16 protein-coding genes are annotated in these 16,741 nt (G+C 32.3%); 13 read left to right on the top strand and 3 right to left on the bottom strand.

The genetic code is table 11. The features are described 5' to 3' along the window. Positions 1 to 50 precede the first annotated feature (50 nt). Genes ABD011_RS04865 through ABD011_RS04835 form a run of 7 tightly spaced genes read left to right on the top strand, consistent with a single transcriptional unit; the run spans position 51 to position 7,329 of the window. A complete protein-coding gene (locus ABD011_RS04865; RefSeq protein WP_131505914.1) occupies positions 51 to 254 on the top strand; it encodes a membrane or secreted protein in 204 nt (67 codons plus the stop codon). Positions 255 to 260: 6 nt separating this feature from the next. Then, positions 261 to 1,373: a glycosyltransferase gene (locus tag ABD011_RS04860; RefSeq protein WP_343796231.1), complete on the top strand. Its 1,113-nt coding sequence runs from the start codon at positions 261 to 263 to the stop codon at positions 1,371 to 1,373. Further along, positions 1,364 to 1,912, top strand: coding sequence for an RNA polymerase sigma factor (locus ABD011_RS04855; RefSeq protein ID WP_131505915.1), 549 nt, complete (start codon positions 1,364 to 1,366; stop codon positions 1,910 to 1,912). Before ABD011_RS04860 ends, ABD011_RS04855 begins: the two co-directional genes overlap by 10 nt. Then, positions 1,912 to 3,126: an Nramp family divalent metal transporter gene (locus tag ABD011_RS04850; protein ID WP_343796228.1), complete on the top strand. Its 1,215-nt coding sequence runs from the start codon at positions 1,912 to 1,914 to the stop codon at positions 3,124 to 3,126. The genes ABD011_RS04855 and ABD011_RS04850 overlap by 1 nt, the downstream gene beginning before the upstream one ends. 50 nt (positions 3,127 to 3,176) lie before the next feature. Then, positions 3,177 to 4,055 (top strand): lipoyl synthase, encoded by an 879-nt coding sequence (gene lipA / locus ABD011_RS04845; RefSeq protein ID WP_129759223.1) that lies wholly within the window; start codon positions 3,177 to 3,179, stop codon positions 4,053 to 4,055. A 1-nt stretch (position 4,056) separates the two neighbouring features. Beyond that, positions 4,057 to 5,055: a type I glyceraldehyde-3-phosphate dehydrogenase gene (gene gap, locus ABD011_RS04840; protein WP_343796226.1), complete on the top strand. Its 999-nt coding sequence runs from the start codon at positions 4,057 to 4,059 to the stop codon at positions 5,053 to 5,055. 48 nt (positions 5,056 to 5,103) lie between these two features. After that, positions 5,104 to 7,329 carry an ATP-binding response regulator gene (locus tag ABD011_RS04835; protein ID WP_131505918.1) on the top strand — a complete coding sequence of 742 codons (2,226 nt, stop codon included), beginning with the start codon at positions 5,104 to 5,106 and terminating at the stop codon, positions 7,327 to 7,329. On the opposite strand, the gene lpxK is transcribed toward ABD011_RS04835, so the two are convergent. Then, positions 7,326 to 8,336 (bottom strand): tetraacyldisaccharide 4'-kinase, encoded by a 1,011-nt coding sequence (lpxK, locus tag ABD011_RS04830; RefSeq protein ID WP_343796223.1) that lies wholly within the window; start codon positions 8,334 to 8,336, stop codon positions 7,326 to 7,328. The genes ABD011_RS04835 and lpxK overlap by 4 nt on opposite strands. 49 nt (positions 8,337 to 8,385) lie before the next feature. Between lpxK and ABD011_RS04825 the strand changes: the two genes are divergently transcribed. From ABD011_RS04825 to msrA, 3 genes are all read left to right on the top strand, one after another. Then, positions 8,386 to 9,480: a Nif3-like dinuclear metal center hexameric protein gene (locus tag ABD011_RS04825; protein ID WP_343796221.1), complete on the top strand. Its 1,095-nt coding sequence runs from the start codon at positions 8,386 to 8,388 to the stop codon at positions 9,478 to 9,480. Between the two features lie 2 nt (positions 9,481 to 9,482). Continuing rightward, positions 9,483 to 10,262, top strand: coding sequence for a zinc ribbon domain-containing protein (locus ABD011_RS04820; protein WP_129759228.1), 780 nt, complete (start codon positions 9,483 to 9,485; stop codon positions 10,260 to 10,262). Positions 10,263 to 10,384: 122 nt separating this feature from the next. Next, entirely contained in the window at positions 10,385 to 11,065 is a 681-nt protein-coding gene (gene msrA, locus ABD011_RS04815; protein WP_343796218.1) for a peptide-methionine (S)-S-oxide reductase MsrA, read from the top strand. On the opposite strand, the gene ABD011_RS04810 is transcribed toward msrA, so the two are convergent. After that, positions 11,062 to 11,862, bottom strand: coding sequence for a class I SAM-dependent methyltransferase (locus ABD011_RS04810; protein ID WP_343796216.1), 801 nt, complete (start codon positions 11,860 to 11,862; stop codon positions 11,062 to 11,064). The genes msrA and ABD011_RS04810 overlap by 4 nt on opposite strands. 103 nt (positions 11,863 to 11,965) lie before the next feature. Continuing rightward, positions 11,966 to 13,354 (bottom strand): sensor histidine kinase, encoded by a 1,389-nt coding sequence (locus ABD011_RS04805; protein WP_343796214.1) that lies wholly within the window; start codon positions 13,352 to 13,354, stop codon positions 11,966 to 11,968. Between the two features lie 138 nt (positions 13,355 to 13,492). Between ABD011_RS04805 and kynU the strand changes: the two genes are divergently transcribed. The 3 genes from kynU (at position 13,493) to ABD011_RS04790 (ending at position 16,737) form a co-directional block, all read left to right on the top strand. Further along, on the top strand, positions 13,493 to 14,761 hold the full coding sequence (gene kynU, locus ABD011_RS04800) for a kynureninase (RefSeq protein ID WP_343796211.1): 1,269 nt from the start codon (positions 13,493 to 13,495) through the stop codon (positions 14,759 to 14,761). A 73-nt stretch (positions 14,762 to 14,834) separates the two neighbouring features. Beyond that, on the top strand, positions 14,835 to 16,232 hold the full coding sequence (locus ABD011_RS04795; RefSeq protein WP_343796209.1) for an FAD-dependent oxidoreductase: 1,398 nt from the start codon (positions 14,835 to 14,837) through the stop codon (positions 16,230 to 16,232). Positions 16,233 to 16,308: 76 nt separating this feature from the next. Beyond that, a complete protein-coding gene (locus ABD011_RS04790) occupies positions 16,309 to 16,737 on the top strand; it encodes a RidA family protein (RefSeq protein ID WP_343796206.1) in 429 nt (142 codons plus the stop codon). Positions 16,738 to 16,741: the final 4 nt, after the last annotated feature.

The raw sequence follows: 16,741 nt of genomic DNA, 5'->3' as shown, positions 1-16,741 counted from the left end.
ACCCTTTCATCATTCTATATTAAAATAGTATCTTTGTAAAAATTTTTACAATGAAACTCTTACTTATTACATTAATTCTTTTAGGCTTAGGAATTGCTGGAATTGCTATAAAACTTTGGGCAAAAAAAGATGGGGAATTTGCTGGTACATGTGCTAGTCAAAACCCTATGCTAAACAAAAGTGGAGAAGCTTGTGGTTTTTGCGGAAAAACGCCTGATCAGTTCAAGAATTGTAATGAACCTCAACACTCATAAACCTTAATGCTTATACTAGAAATACTGTTCTATATATTTATATTAGTTACAGCTATTCAAGCATTTTTTTATATTATTTTATTTGGAAGGTTTTCGTTCTCAAAACCTCAAGAACAGAAACCAAAGAATAGTCCTATTTCAGTCATTATTTGTGCCAAAAATGAGGCTGAAAACCTAAAGGAATTCCTTCCATCTATTCTAAATCAAGACTATCCAAACTTTGAAGTTGTACTCATAAACGACAGCTCAAAAGACGATACTTTAGAAGTAATGGAACACTTCAAAAGTCAATTTAACACTATTAAAATTGTAAACGTAAAAAACATTGAAGCCTTTTGGGGAAACAAAAAATATGCGCTTACATTAGGTATTAAAGCTGCAAAAAATAACTTTTTGTTATTTACTGATGCTGATTGCAAGCCTACATCAAAGCATTGGATTAGTGAAATGAGCAGTCATTTTTCTAATACAAAATCTATTGTAATTGGTTATGGTGCTTACCAGAAAATTAAAGGTTCGTTTTTAAATAAGTTAATACGGTTTGAAACTCTTTTAACCGCAACTCAATACCTTTCTTACACAAAAATAGGGTTGCCTTACATGGCTGTTGGCAGAAACTTAGCTTACAGAAGCGAAACGTTTTATGAAGCCAGAGGTTTTATGAATCATATTGATTTAAACTCTGGTGACGACGATTTATTTGTAAACGAAATTGGAAATTCAAAAAACACTACAATTTGTGTATCAAAAAACAGTTTTACTATTTCCAAACCTAAAACAACCTTTAAAGATTGGATTCTTCAAAAAAGAAGACATATAAGTACTGCTAATCGTTATAAAACAAAACATAAAGTTTTATTGACACTGTTTTACTGTTCACAATTCTTGTTTTGGATTTTAGCAATTGCACTCTTAAGCTTTATGTTTAAATGGCAAATAGTAGTATCATTGATTACTTTTAGGCTTATCTTTTTTTACGCTATAATGGGTAGTAACGCCAAAAAGCTAGACGAAAAAGATTTACTCCCTCTACTCCCTATTCTAGAATTGTTTTTAATTGTTGTACAATTCTTTATATTTATAAAAAATCTGAAATCAAAACCTAACCATTGGAAGTAAAAGAAGCCATTGAAAAAGCTAAGCTAAATGACCAAATGGCGTTTAACTTTTTATTGGATAAATTTTGGAATGACGTTTATGGTTTTCAATTAAAAAGAACCGAAAACGAAAATGATGCTGAGGACATTAGCATTCAAACATTCTCAAAAGCTTTTGATAAAATTCACACTTATGATGATAAGTATGTTTTTAAAACTTGGTTAATTACCATTTCAAAAAACATTCATATAGATTTAATTCGAAAACGAAAATCATCAATTTCAAACACTGTAAATAGCGATGTTGAAAACGAATATTATGGTATTATTGATGAGTCTCCTTCTCCTGAAGATAAATTAATTACCGAACAAAATTTAGCAAAGCTACTTCGCGACATAAAAAAACTAAAGCCTCATTACCAAGAAGTTATTAACCTTAGGTATTTTCAAGAATTGAGTTACAAAGAAATTTCTGAACAACTTGAGGAACCAATTAATAATGTTAAAGTAAAACTCTTAAGAGCAAAAAAGTTATTAGCTGAAATTATTACTAAAAAGTAATGCGATTTAATTTAAAAACCCTAGGTCCTGGCTTATTGTTTGCTGGAGCAGCAATAGGTGTTTCTCATTTAGTACAATCTACAAGAGCTGGAGCCGATTTTGGCTTTGGGTTAGTTTGGGCTTTATTAATTGTACATCTATTTAAATATCCTTTTTTTCAGTTTGGTCCTCGTTATGCAATGGCTACAGGTGAAAGCCTTTTAGACGGTTACAAAAAACTAGGCAAAGGTGTTCTCATCATCTATTTCTTACTCACATTTGCAACAATGTTTACCATTCAAGCTGCTGTAACTATTGTAACTGCTGGTTTAGCTTCTACGCTTTTTGGAGATTTTATTACTGTTGAAGTATGGAGTATTATCATTTTAGTTATTTGCTTAGGCATTTTAATAAAAGGTCGTTATAACTTCCTTGACAAATTAATGAAAGTTATTGTTGTTACACTTACTATAAGCACTATTGTAGCTGTTGTAATTGCATTAATTAACAATGAACATAGTGTTTCATTCTCGCAGATTTTACCAAAAGGCAGCATTGAAGTTGGTTTTTTAATTGCATTTATGGGTTGGATGCCTGCACCTTTAGACATTTCAATATGGCATTCGCTTTGGGCAATAGAAAAACAAAAAGAAACTAAAGACCTTACTGTAAAATCATCACTTACCGATTTTAATGTTGGTTACGCTGCTGCCATTATTATTGGTTTAGGTTTTATAGCATTAGGAGCTTTGGTAATGTTTCAATCTGGTGAAACCTTTAGCAGTAAATCCTATATTTTTTGTAATCAATTGGTAAAATTATACACACAAAACCTTGGCAATTGGTCTTATATTATTATTGCAATTGCAGCTTTTACCACCATGTTCAGTACAACTTTAACTACATTAGATGCTTCACCAAGAGCAATGGATAGGGCGTCTCAGCTATTGTTTAAAAACTCATTAAAGAAAGGTTATTTGTTTTGGATTTTACTATTAACTACAGGAACTATTTGCATCTTTTTTCTGCTAGCTTCAGAAATGGTTTTACTTGTTAAAGTAGCAACAATATTATCTTTTTTAACAGCTCCTTTTTACGCTATAATAAACTACAAACTCATTAGTAGCAAAAACACACCAAAAGAGTGGAGACCATCTATTACAATGCATATTTTAAGCTGGTTAGGAATTCTATTTTTATTTGCATTCAGCATTTGGTATCTCACTACATTATAACATCATTTTAAGATTATACTTTGTATCTTTGCATCTGCAATTGACAACAAATGAATACAGAAACTGCTACAAATACTTCAACTGAAAGACAACCAAAACCAAAATGGCTTCGTGTAAAATTACCTACAGGTAAAAAATATACTGAACTAAGAGGTCTTGTTGACAAGTACAAATTAAACACAATTTGTACCTCAGGAAGTTGCCCTAACATGGGTGAATGTTGGGGAGAAGGAACTGCAACTTTTATGATTCTTGGTAATATTTGCACACGTTCATGTGGATTTTGCGGTGTTAAAACTGGACGACCAGAAACACTTGATTGGGACGAACCTGAAAAAGTAGCACGTTCAATAAAAATAATGAATATTAAACATGCTGTATTGACTAGTGTTGATAGAGATGATATAAAAGATATGGGAAGCATTATGTGGGCTGAAACTGTAAAAGCAGTCCGTAGAATGAACCCTAATACCACAATGGAAACACTTATTCCAGATTTTCAAGGTATTGAACAACATATTGACAGAATTATAGATGTAGCACCTGAAGTTGTTTCGCACAATATTGAAACTGTGAGACGCTTAACAAGAGAAGTTCGTATTCAAGCAAAATACGATAGAAGCTTAGGTGTTTTAAAATATTTAAAAGCTCAAGGACAACGCAGAACAAAGTCTGGTATTATGCTAGGACTTGGTGAAACCAGAGAAGAAGTTATTGAAACGCTTCATGACCTAAAGGAAAATGATGTTGATGTAGTAACAATAGGTCAATACTTACAACCAAGCAAAAAACATTTACCTGTTAAGCAATTTATTACTCCTGACCAATTTAAAGAATACGAAGAAATAGGACTTGGTTTAGGTTTCCGTCATGTAGAAAGTAGCGCATTAGTTAGATCGTCTTACAAAGCGCAAAAACACATCAACTAAAATGACAAGGGTTGCTATTAATGGCTTTGGAAGAATAGGCAGACGTGTTTTTAGGCTTATTCAAAACTACAAAAACATTGAAGTTGTCGCTATCAATGATCTTGCTGATACTAAAACGCTAAGCCACTTACTTAAGTACGATAGTATTCATGGTATTTTCAACAAAGAAATTTCTCATGATGAAAATAACATTATAGTTGATGGCAAAACCATTCCTTTACTAAATAAAAACAACCCTAAAGATATTAATTGGAGTCCTTACAATGTCAATTTTGTAATTGAAGCTACAGGAAAATTTAAGGATAAAAACACACTTGAATATCATATTAAAAATGGAGCAGAACGTGTAATTCTTTCAGTTCCACCAAATGAAGATGACATAAAAACTGTAGTTTTAGGTGTTAATGACAGCATTGTTGATCAACAAGAAGTTATACTTTCCAACGCCTCATGTACCACAAACAATGCAGCTCCAATGATTCAAATTATTAATGAACTTTGTGGTATCAATCAAGCTTACATTACTACAGTACATTCTTACACAACCGATCAAAGTTTACACGACCAACCTCATAGAGACCTACGAAGAGCAAGAGCTGCAGGACAGTCAATAGTACCAACAACTACAGGTGCTGCAAAAGCTTTAACCAAAATTTTCCCTGATTTGGCTGATGTTATTGGAGGTTGTGGTATTAGAGTTCCTGTTGCAAATGGCTCTTTAACCGATATTACCTTCAATGTTAAAAAAAGCACTTCAATAGAAGCCGTAAACGCTGCTTTCAAATCTGCTTCTGAAACCTACTTAAAAGGCATTTTGGAGTACACTGAAGATCCTATTGTATCCATTGATATTGTAGGAAATACGCATTCATGCATCTTCGATTCTCAAATGACTTCAGTAATTGGAAATATGGTTAAAATTATTGGTTGGTACGACAATGAAACTGGTTATTCTTCAAGAATTTTAGATTTAATTTGCAATTTATCGGATAAATCATAACTTTTATCGAATAAATAATTATATTTGTTCAATTAAAGTGGTCTAAATATGTCCCAAATTAAGTACTACATAGTTATTTTTTTAGTTTGCTTTTCTACTCAATTATCATCGCAAAACGCTGTAGATGATGCTGATATTTTAGAATTGCGTTTAGAAAATCATATTACCCAAGCATCTTTTGATAGCGAAAGAGGTAACTACTATAGCGCCAAAGATAACCTCGAAAAAGCGCTAGAAATCTCAGTAAAATTAGGTGATAAAAAAAGTGAAGGTATTATTCATACCAAAATTGCCAGATTACAATTTACTGTTGACGAACCTGAAAACGCACTATTATCATTATCAAAGTCGGCAGAAATTCAACGAAGCATTGATGACTACGCCAATTTAGCAACCACCTATAATGTTTGGGGAATTATTAACTATAACTTAAAAGATTATACTACTGCTTTAGGTTATTTTAATTCAGCTAAAACTAAGTTTGAAGAAGAGGATATGGAAGAATACATTTCTGAAGTATGCCTGAATGAAGCTAAAGTTTACATAAAACTAGAAGATTATAAAACCGCAAAATCATTACTTGAAAAGTCTATAATACTTTCAAAAAAGTATAAGCAAAATAGTATTTTAAGTAGTGCTTTAATAAACAGCGGAAAAGTACTACAAGAGCTTGGAAACAACAACTTAGCGCTTTCAATGACCAAAGAAGGTTTGGACATTGCAAAAGACAACAATATTGTTGAAAGCATTAACGAAAGCTATTTAACACTAAGCGATATTTACCAAAAAAGCAGTAATTATAAGCTTGCTAATGAATTCCTTAAAAAACATATTAGGCTATCTGACTCTATTTTAGATATTAAAAGAGAAAATCTTTCTCCTGAAAAAAGAGCACAATTTATAAATGAATACAAAGACGCTGAAAACCAACAGCTAAAAGCTCAAGTAAAAGAAAAAGATCAAGAAAGTAATCTTACAAAAATCACAACTATATTGAGTATTGCTTTAATTACTATCCTTTCTTTACTTACTCTATCTTTATACAAAAACAACAACATAAGGCTAAAAACCAACAATATGCTGCATAAGAAGAATGATGAGTTGGTAATCGCAAAAGAAAAAGCTGAGTTAGCCTCAAAAACCAAAGCAAACTTTTTATCAACCGTAACTCATGAGTTGAGAACACCTTTATATGCTGTAACTGGTCTTACAAACATGTTATTGGATGAAAACCCAAAACCAGACCAGATACCACATTTAAAATCGCTTAAATTTTCGGGAGACTATTTATTAACCTTCATTAATGATATTCTTCAAATTAATAAAATTGAAGCTAACAAAGTTGAGTTAGATCCTGAGGTTTTCAATCTTAAAAGCAAAGTTGAAAATGTAATTTCTGCATTAAATAATTCGGCATTGGATAATAATATTCAAATGCATTATGAATATGATAAAGACCTTCCAACAACGTTTGAAGCTGATCAATTAAAGATTTCTCAAATCCTTATCAACCTAATTGGTAACTCTATAAAGTTTACTAAAGATGGAGACATTTGGGTAAGAGTTAACAAGATCAACGAAAAAAATGGTGTCTTTAATGTACGATTTGAAATTGAAGATAACGGAATTGGAATTACTAAAGAAAAGCAAGAAAATATGTTTGAGAGCTTTTCACAAGGCTCTATTCAAATCAACAGAAAATATGGTGGTACAGGTCTAGGGCTTTCCATTGTAAAAGGACTTATTGAGATATTAAAAGGTAAAATTTATTTAAAAAGTGAATTAGGAAAAGGATCAACATTCTTTTTTGAAATACCACTTGCCTACACTGAAGAAACTGTAAAAGTTAAAAAAGAGAATTTTTCTAAAAACATCAACGAATTGGACTTAAGTAACATTAAAATTTTAGTGGTTGAGGATAACAAAATCAACCAAATGATTACAAAGAAAATTCTGAATAAAATGAATCTTTATTGTGATGTTGTTGATAATGGCGAAGAAGCTGTTGAAAAGGTAAAAGAAGAAAGCTACAATGTAGTTTTAATGGACATCCACATGCCTGGAATTAGTGGTTTAGAAGCCACTAAAATAATAAGAACCTTTGATAAGGAACTTACTATTTTTGCCTTAACAGCTGTGACCTTAGAAGACAAAATGCACGAGTTTGATGAAGCTGGTTTTGATGATATTATTTCAAAACCATTCAAACAAGAAGATTTTGAAAGAAAACTGTTTAATGCCTTGGTACAAAACCAAAGTCCAACGGCTATTTAACAGCTTTCAATGTAATTATTAATTAATCTATCAAACCTCAATTTATCATCTATACTTACCTGTATTGGTAAGTAGTAGAGATTCCCTTCTCCTTTAAAATGAGGCGAAAGTCTCATATAATCTTTTTCGGTGGTTAATATAATGTGTTCTTCTTTCAATGCATTAATCTCATTTTCCGAAAACAAATGATGATCTTTAAAGTTCAAATGCTTAAAGTCTAATGCTTTTGATTTTAAATACTCAACCAGAGGGTTCGCATTAGCAATACCTGTTACCAAAGTAATTTTTTTATCTTTAAAAAACTCAAGAGGTTGCTCTTCTGCTAGACTATAAACAGTATTAGAATACTCAATAGAACTAAAAAACACATCTTGATTAGCATTTGGCTTCAACCGTTTTATAATCTCATTTTTTTCTTGTTCAGATAAACTCGATGGACATTTGGTAACTACTATTGCATTAGCTCGTTTTGCTCCTTGTTTTGACTCTCTTAAATTTCCTGTTGGTAATAAAAAGTCATCTACATACAACGCATTGTAAGATGTTAGCAATACATAAAAACCAGCTTTTATTTTTCGATGTTGAAAAGCATCATCCAATAAAATCACATCTGGCTTAGGGGTTAAAGCCCTTAAGTTGACAATACCTTCTCTCCTATTAGCATCAACTGCAACTTTAATAGTTTCAAACTTTGAATAAAACTGAAAAGGCTCATCTCCAATACGCATTGTATCAGTATTTTTATCAGCTAGCACAAAGCCTTTAGTGGTTCTTCCGTAACCTCTACTCAAGGTTGCCACTTCATAATTAGACTTTAGCAATCTAATTAAGTATTCTATCATTGGTGTTTTTCCTGTACCTCCAACACTCAAGTTACCAACTGCTATTAAAGGAAAATCATAAGATGTGGATTTAAAAATCCCAGCATCGTAAAACTTATTTCGCAACCAGGTTACCAAATAATAAATTGGTACAACAGGCAACAATATGTTTCGTATTAACTTCATCGCAACTAAAGTATAATATTTTATCTTTGATACAAACTTTACTGCCATTATGCTTATAAAAGATGTAATTAATTATTTAGAAGAACTAGCCCCTTTAAACTATGCCGAAGATTTTGACAATGTTGGACTTTTGGTTGGTGATAAAAACGAACCATTGACTGGTGTTTTAGTCACTTTAGACACTCTAGAATCTGTTGTTGATGAAGCCATTGAAAAAAACTGCAACCTTATTGTTAGTTTTCATCCTATAATATTTAAAGGCTTAAAAAAACTAAATGGCAACACTTATGTTGAACGTGTAGTAATTAAAGCCATTAAGCACAATATTGCTATTTTCTCTATCCACACTGCATTAGACAATGCTCTACAAGGTGTTAATGACATTATTTGTAACCTGTTAAACCTTGAATCGAAAAAAATTCTTATCCCTCAAAAAGGCACAATTAAAAAACTTACAACCTACGTTCCTAAAAACAATGCTGAAGCGCTAAGAACTGCTTTATTTAATTCTGGTGCAGGAGCTATTGGTAATTATGATCATTGTAGCTTTAACAGCGAAGGCATTGGCACTTATAAAGGTAATGCATCTTCAAACCCTACTATAGGAGAAAAAGGCGTGCTGCATTTTGAAGAAGAAACTCAAATTTCGGTAACGTTTAGTAAACATTTAGAATCAAAAATTGTTACTGCTTTGTTTAAAAATCATCCTTACGAAGAAGTAGCATATGAAATAACAACTCTTGATAATTATAACCAAAACATAGGAATAGGTATGGTTGGAGAGCTTGAAAAAGAAATGCCAACTGCTAATTTTTTCAACTATGTGAAAGAAAAAATGAATGTTACCGCAATTCGTCATTCAAAAATCGTAAAAGATGGCATTAAAAGAGTTGCTGTGCTTGGAGGCTCAGGTAGTTTTGCGATATCTGCTGCAAAGTCAGTAAATGCTGATGTTTTAATAACTGCAGATCTAAAATATCATGATTTTTTTGCTGCAGAAGACCAAATAATCTTAATGGATATTGGTCATTATGAGAGCGAACAACACACAAAAACATTTTTAGCTGACTATCTATCAAAAAAAATTACTAATTTTGCAGTCGTTTTATCAATGACAAATACAAATCCGGTAAAGTATTTATAATTATGGCAAAAAAAGTTGAAGTTTCTGTTGAAGATCGATTGAGAGCCCTTTACGACTTACAATTAATCGACTCGAGAGTAGACGAAATAAGAAATGTGCGTGGAGAACTCCCTTTAGAAGTTAGAGATCTTGAAGATGAAGTGGAAGGTTTAAATACAAGACTAGAAAAATTAGGTTCTAATCTTGAAATGATTGATGAGGACATCAAAGCTAAAAAGAATTTAATCGAAGAAGCTAAAGCCTTAATCAAAAAATACAGCGAGCAGCAAAAAAATGTAAGAAACAACAGAGAGTACAACTCACTTACAAAAGAAATAGAATATCAAGAACTTGAAATTCAATTGGCTGAAAAGCACATTAAAGAATTTAAGGTTCAAATAGAACAGAAAAAAGAAATTATTTCTGAAACTAAAAGCAAACTTAAAGACCGTCAAACACACTTAAAGCACAAAAAAGGTGAACTAGACGCTATTTTAGCTGAAACTGAAAAAGAAGAAGAAGCTCTAATTAAAAAGTCTGAAGAGTACCAAAAGCAAATTGACGAAAGATTAGTAAAAGCGTATTTAAGAATACGTAATAACGTAAAAAACGGACTAGCTGTTGTACCAATTGAAAGAGGTGCATCTGGTGGTTCTTTCTTTACTATTCCACCTCAAGTGCAAGTAGAAATTGCTTCACGTAAAAAAGTAATTACTGATGAGCACAGTGGTCGTATCTTAGTTGATGCAGCTTTAGCTGAAGAACAAAAAGAAAAAATGGAAAAGCTTTTTGCTAAGTTATAATCCATTTTAAAAATGCATATTTAAACCCAGACCTCAACGTCTGGGTTTTTTATTTAATAAAATTTTCACACTTCATTTTTAAGGTTAATTATCTTTATACGACTATAAAAAGAAAATTACCTATGAAAAATTACATTTCAATATTAGTTATTACCCTTTTATTTAGTTGCCAAAACACTGCTCAAACCAATAAAAAACAACAAGCTTTAATGACTCTAGAACCTGTTGAAGTTCCTTTAAAAGACGGAAAAGCTAAAGCTTATTTTGCAAGTGGTTGCTTTTGGTGTGCTGAAGCTATTTACCAAAGTGTTATTGGTGTAGACGAAGTAATCTCAGGATATTCAGGAGGTCATACTAATAACCCAACATACCAATCTAGCAATACTGGTAGAACAGGTCATGCTGAAAGTATTGAGGTAATTTATGACCCTAAGGTTGTAAGTTTTTCTGATTTGGTTGAAGTCTATTTTAGCTCTCAAGACCCAACACAAGTTAATGGTCAAGGTCCTGATAGAGGTTCGCAATATCGCTCTATTATTTTTTATCAAAACAACGAGCAAAAACAAATAGCTGAAACCCAAAAAGCTAAATGGGCAACCAAATTAAATGCTGTTATAGCTGCCGAAATAATGCCGTTTCAAAAATTTTGGGAAGCTGAAGATTATCATCAAGATTTTGAAGAACGCAATCCAAATAATGCTTACATACAAAATGTATCTAGAAAACGTTTGGAGCAGTTTAAAAGATCATGTCCTTACTTAGTAAAAAAAGAAGCTAAAGACATTATAAACAAAGACAACTAAACCTTAGTTGCTTTTATCTCAAATATTAAAGGATAAAGTTTATCCTTAGTAGCATACATACCAGATTTGGTTTGTTCTAAATCTGGTAGTACGTTATACGGACTTTCGTCATACTCATTAAGATAATCTATTCGTAATCCTGCTTTAGTTAATGCATTGATTACTTCACTCAACCCATGATTCCAACCATATTCCTTACTAATCATTTTTGAGTCAGTGTTAGCGTAAGTACCTTCATACTCTTCATAGATTACTTCGTCTTGCATGTAACCATATTTCATAATAGGTTTACCTTCTAGATAATCAAACATCCAAACTATAGGATGAAACTCAGCCATATAAAAAACACCTCCTTTATTTAAACGGTCAGCAATCATTTGTCCCCAAGGCTCTAAATTTGGCAACCAACCAATAACACCATAGCTTGTAAAAACAATATCAAAGGTATCAGTAACATACTTAGAGGTTTCTAAAACATTACAACACACAAAATCGGCATCTAACTCTAGTTCTTCATTTAGCTTTTGAGCAAAACCAATGCCTTCATCACTTATATCGACACCTACACAATTAGCTCCTAGCCTGCTCCAACTTAAAGTATCTTGACCAAAATGACATTGTAAATGCAACAAAGACTTTCCATTAACATCACCTAAAGCCTTTAACTCATATGGCATAAGTGAAGATGCTCCATTTTTAAAAGCTTCAAGATCATACATTCCACTTTCAACATGAATCTTGGTCTTTTCATTCCAAGTTGCCTTATTGGTTTCAAAATATTTTGTTAAGTTTTCCATATTTCAGCTTTTAAAACATCCAAAATACAATTTAGACACGTATATATTGTATAAAATATCCCGCTTTAAGCGTCTATATATATTCAGCAAGCGCCTTGTTTCTTCAAGGCGCTTTTTTATTATAATCCATTAACTGAAAAGACACTTCAGTTCCTTCACCTAATTCACTTTTAACATGTAGTTGACCTCCAAGATTTTCTATATAAGCTTTTGCTATAGCTAACCCCAACCCTGTACCATGTATACCTGCTTTATTATCTAAATCAGTGATAAAAAAAGGCAAATGCACTTGATTTAATTGATCTTTAGATATGCCTATACCATTATCTTTTATTACAAATTCAATTGCATTAGGATTTAAATAATTACAATATATAATCACTTTACTCTTATGCCCTGAAAACTTTATTGCATTGTCGATAATATGGCTTAATGTTTTCTTTAGCTTTTCTTCATCGCTCATTAGGCTATAGTTAGTGTCACAATTAAAATTTACAGATAATTGGATATCTTTTTCCATAGCTTTCTTAGCAAACTCACTTCTAAGGTCATCTATCAATTTGTAAATATTAATGCTCGAAATATTGATAGCCACATTACCACTTTCTAATTTTGAAATCTCTAAAACATCATTAAACATGTTTAGTAACAAATTGCTATTATCTTCAATAATACTGAAATACTGATCATTCTCTTCATTAGAATACGTATTAGATTTCAATAAATTTGCACTACCAACAATACCATACATTGGTGTTTTAATTTCATGACTCATGTTGCTTAAAAAGGCTGTTTTAAGCTTATTTGAGCGTTCAGCTTCATTTTTTGCATTAATAGTAATCTCATGCTCTTTTTTAAGCATTTCTTGAAGTTGATTTTCCTTAACAAATGCTTTATGTAGTTGCTTAATTAAAAAAGAAACAGAATACACTGTAAGCAAACTAAAAATAACATTATTGGTAAAAACAATAACTAGACCTTCAAAAGGTCCTTCTAGAAAAAAAGTAATTTCAACAATATTAAAATACTTAACCAGCAAGACAACAGAATAAAACAGAGCTGTTAACAAAACCGAATTAACTCCAGACTTAGTACTACTATACAATGTAACCAAAACACTAAGCATAAACAGTAAAATTGGGCCATTACCTCCCAGACCTAAATCTAAAACCAGTCCAAAAGAAAGCAAGAAAAAAGTTACAGTAAATACTTGTTTTCTGACACTTAAACTAAAACTTTTATAAAAAAAAGCAAACAATAAAACAGCAAATGCAATAGTATCTGCATAAAACACAAACCATTTATCTAAAATAATCGCAGCAGTAATACTTGGGATGTAAGAAATAGCTCCAAGTACAATGGTTAGTGTAAATATAGATATGAAAAGGTTATCTCTATAATAAGACAATCTATCGGTTTCAAGCTTGTGATTTTGTAACCCAAGGTAGTTTATGTACCACTTTCTATATGAAAACCAAAGATTTTTTAGCATTGTAATGAGGTGTTAGTCTGGGGCGAACAAATCTATTTAATACAAATCTACTCAATTCTAAAGCTATATACTGTATTTTATAACCATAAGTGCATAAAATAATTCTTATTTTTGTTAACAACACAAAATTTTATTCAATTGACCAATTATAAATTAGGGCTTGATTTTGCAAGAGTACAGGACCAAAATGACGCAATATCACACTACAGAAACCAATTCCACATCCCAAAAGACAAACATGGAAACGATTGGTTATATTTTACAGGAAACTCATTAGGATTACAACCAAAAAACACAAAAAAGTATATTCAACAAGAGTTAGATGATTGGGCTGATTTTGGTGTTGAAGGTCATTTTGAAGCCAAAAACCCTTGGATGCCTTATCATGAGTTTTTAACTGATTCTATGGCAAAAATTGTAGGCGCAAAACCTATTGAGGTGGTTGTAATGAACACACTTACCACCAACCTTCACTTGTTAATGGTTAGTTTTTATCAACCTACAAAAACTAAATATAAAATAGTTATTGAAAGTGATGCTTTTCCTAGCGATAGATATGCTGTACAAACACAATTAGAATTTCATGGATTTGATGCTAATGAAGGACTTATTGAGTGGAAACCTCGAAAAGGAGAAGAACTTTTAAACATTGAAGATTTAGAGGCTATACTAAACGAACAAGGTGATGAAATTGCATTACTACTTATTGGTGGTGTAAATTACTACACAGGACAATATTTGGACATAAAAAAAATTGCTGAGTTAGGTCACACCAAAAACTGTATGGTAGGTATAGACTTAGCACATGGCGCAGGAAACATAAATCCAGATTTACACAACTCTGGAGTAGATTTTGCTGCTTGGTGTACTTATAAATATTTAAACTCAGGACCAGGTAGTTTAGCTGGATTATTTGTACACGAAAAACATGCACACAATACAAAACTAAAACGTTTTGCTGGTTGGTGGAGCCACAATAAAGACACACGATTCAACATGCGCCAACCGTTAGATGTTATTCCAGGTGCTGAGGGTTGGCAACTCAGTAATCCTCCAATTTTATCAATGGCTGCTATAAAAGCATCGTTAGATATGTTTAACGAAGTTGGTATGGATGCACTTCGTAAAAAATCAGAACAACTAACAGGGTATTTTGAATTTTTATTGAATGAATTAAATAATGACCAAATAAAAATCATTACACCATCCAACCCAAACGAAAGAGGTTGTCAACTTTCTATTCAAGTAAAAAATGCTGATAAAAGTTTACATAAAAAATTAACCGAAGCTCATATTATAACCGACTGGAGAGAACCTGACGTTATTCGTTGTGCTCCTGTACCATTGTACAACACGTTTGAAGATGTGTATAGAATGGTTGAGAAATTAAAAGAAATATTAAATTAAACTTGTCATTCCGCACCTGATGCGGAATCCAAATAAATAGATTCTGCGTCGTAGCGTAGAATGACAATTAAACATGACTAAACAACAAAACATACTCATTATTGGCGCAGGACTTTGCGGTTCACTATTAGCATTACGCTTAGGACAACGAGGTTTTAACGTCACTGTTATGGAAATGCGTCCTGATTTACGTAAAGTAGATATTTCTGCAGGTCGTTCCATAAACCTAGCTTTTTCTGATCGTGGCAACAAAGCCATGAAACTAGTTGGTATTGAAGACAAAGTAAAAGATCTTTGTATTCCCATGAATGGTCGTATGCTTCATGACATAGAAGGCAATACTGTTTTAGCTCCTTATAGTGGTCGTGAACATGAGTTTATAAATTCTATTTCAAGAGGTGAACTCAATGCACTTTTACTTGACGAAGCTGAAAAACATAAAAATGTTTCCATCTACTTCAACAGAAAATGTAAATCGGTAGATTTCGAAAAAACGACAGCTCTATTTAAAGATTACACAAACAACACTGAATTTGTTGAAGACGCAGATGTAATTATTGCTACTGATGGAGCAGGTTCTGCAATGCGAAAAAGCTATTATTTGGGAAAAAAGTTTCTATTTAGTTTTTCGCAAGATTGGTTAACACATGGTTATAAAGAATTAAGTATTCTTCCTGGTGAAAACGGAAGCTATAAAACCTATAAAAATGCGTTGCATATTTGGGGACGCGAATCTTTTATGCTTATAGCATTACCAAATCTTGATGGTAGTTTTACGGTAACTCTATTTTTAAGCTATGATGAAGGCGAATACAATTTCAACAATCTAACCTCAAAAGAACGTGTTCTAGAGTTCTTCGGAAAATATTTTAAAGACGCTCTAGAGCTCATGCCTAATCTTGTTGACGATTTCTTTGAAAACCCAACAGCACCTCTCGGCACAGTAAAATGTTCGCCTTGGCATTACAAAGGCAATACGCTTTTAATGGGAGATGCTGCACATGCTATTGTTCCGTTTTATGGTCAAGGTATGAATGCTTCCTTTGAAGATGTTGTAGAATTTGATAAAGTCCTAGATGAAGGTCATGACGATTGGGAAACCATTTTCAAGATTTATGAAAAATCTCGCAAAAAAGACACTGATGCCATTGCTGACTTAGCTATCGATAATTTCCACGAAATGAAAGGTCATGTTAATCATGCAAACTTTAGAGAAAAACGCACTTTAGAAATGGCTTTAGAAAAGCATTTTCCTAATGACTATTCTTCAAAGTATTCTCTAGTAACTTTTAACGAAGACATTGGTTATAGAGAAGCCATGTTAAGAGGTCGCGCACAAGACAAAGCGATACTCAATATGCTAGCAGATGGCAAATTGAATATTCAAGACGATTTAAAATTGAACTTAGAAAAGGTCAAAACCGAAACCGAAAACATTCTAGAAGACGATAGAATTGCTGGATTGAAGTAGGTTGTCATTCCGCACTACGATGCGGAATCCATTTTAACCACAAAAGAACATGAATAGATTCTGAATCAAGTTCAGAATGACAAAAGATAAACACATTATGAACGAAGGAACAAACGTAACACCAAGAGGCGCTTATCCACATGTAAAAGTAGTAGGCGATTTTATTTTCGTTTCAGGAACTAGTTCAAGACGCGCTGATAATACTATTGCTGGCGTAGAACTTATTGACGAAATGAACACCAAAAAATTAGATGTCGAAGTTCAAACCAGAGAAGTTTTAAAAAATATCGATAAAAATTTACAAACCGTTGGTGCCAGCCTTAAAGATGTAGTTGATGTGACTACCTTTTTAGTAAATATGAACGATTTTGCAGGTTATAACAAAGCATACGCTGAGTTTTTTGAAAAAGAAACTGGACCAACCAGAACAACAGTTGCTGTACACCAATTACCGCATCCTGATTTGTTGGTTGAGATTAAGGTGATGGCGTATAAGAAGCAATAAAAAA

It is taken from the genome of Gaetbulibacter jejuensis, assembly GCF_039524015.1.
In the GTDB taxonomy this organism is placed as follows: Bacteria; Bacteroidota; Bacteroidia; order Flavobacteriales; family Flavobacteriaceae; genus Gaetbulibacter_B; species Gaetbulibacter_B jejuensis.
Note: the sequence above shows the minus strand (reverse complement) of the source record. Positions and strands in the feature narration are given on the sequence as shown.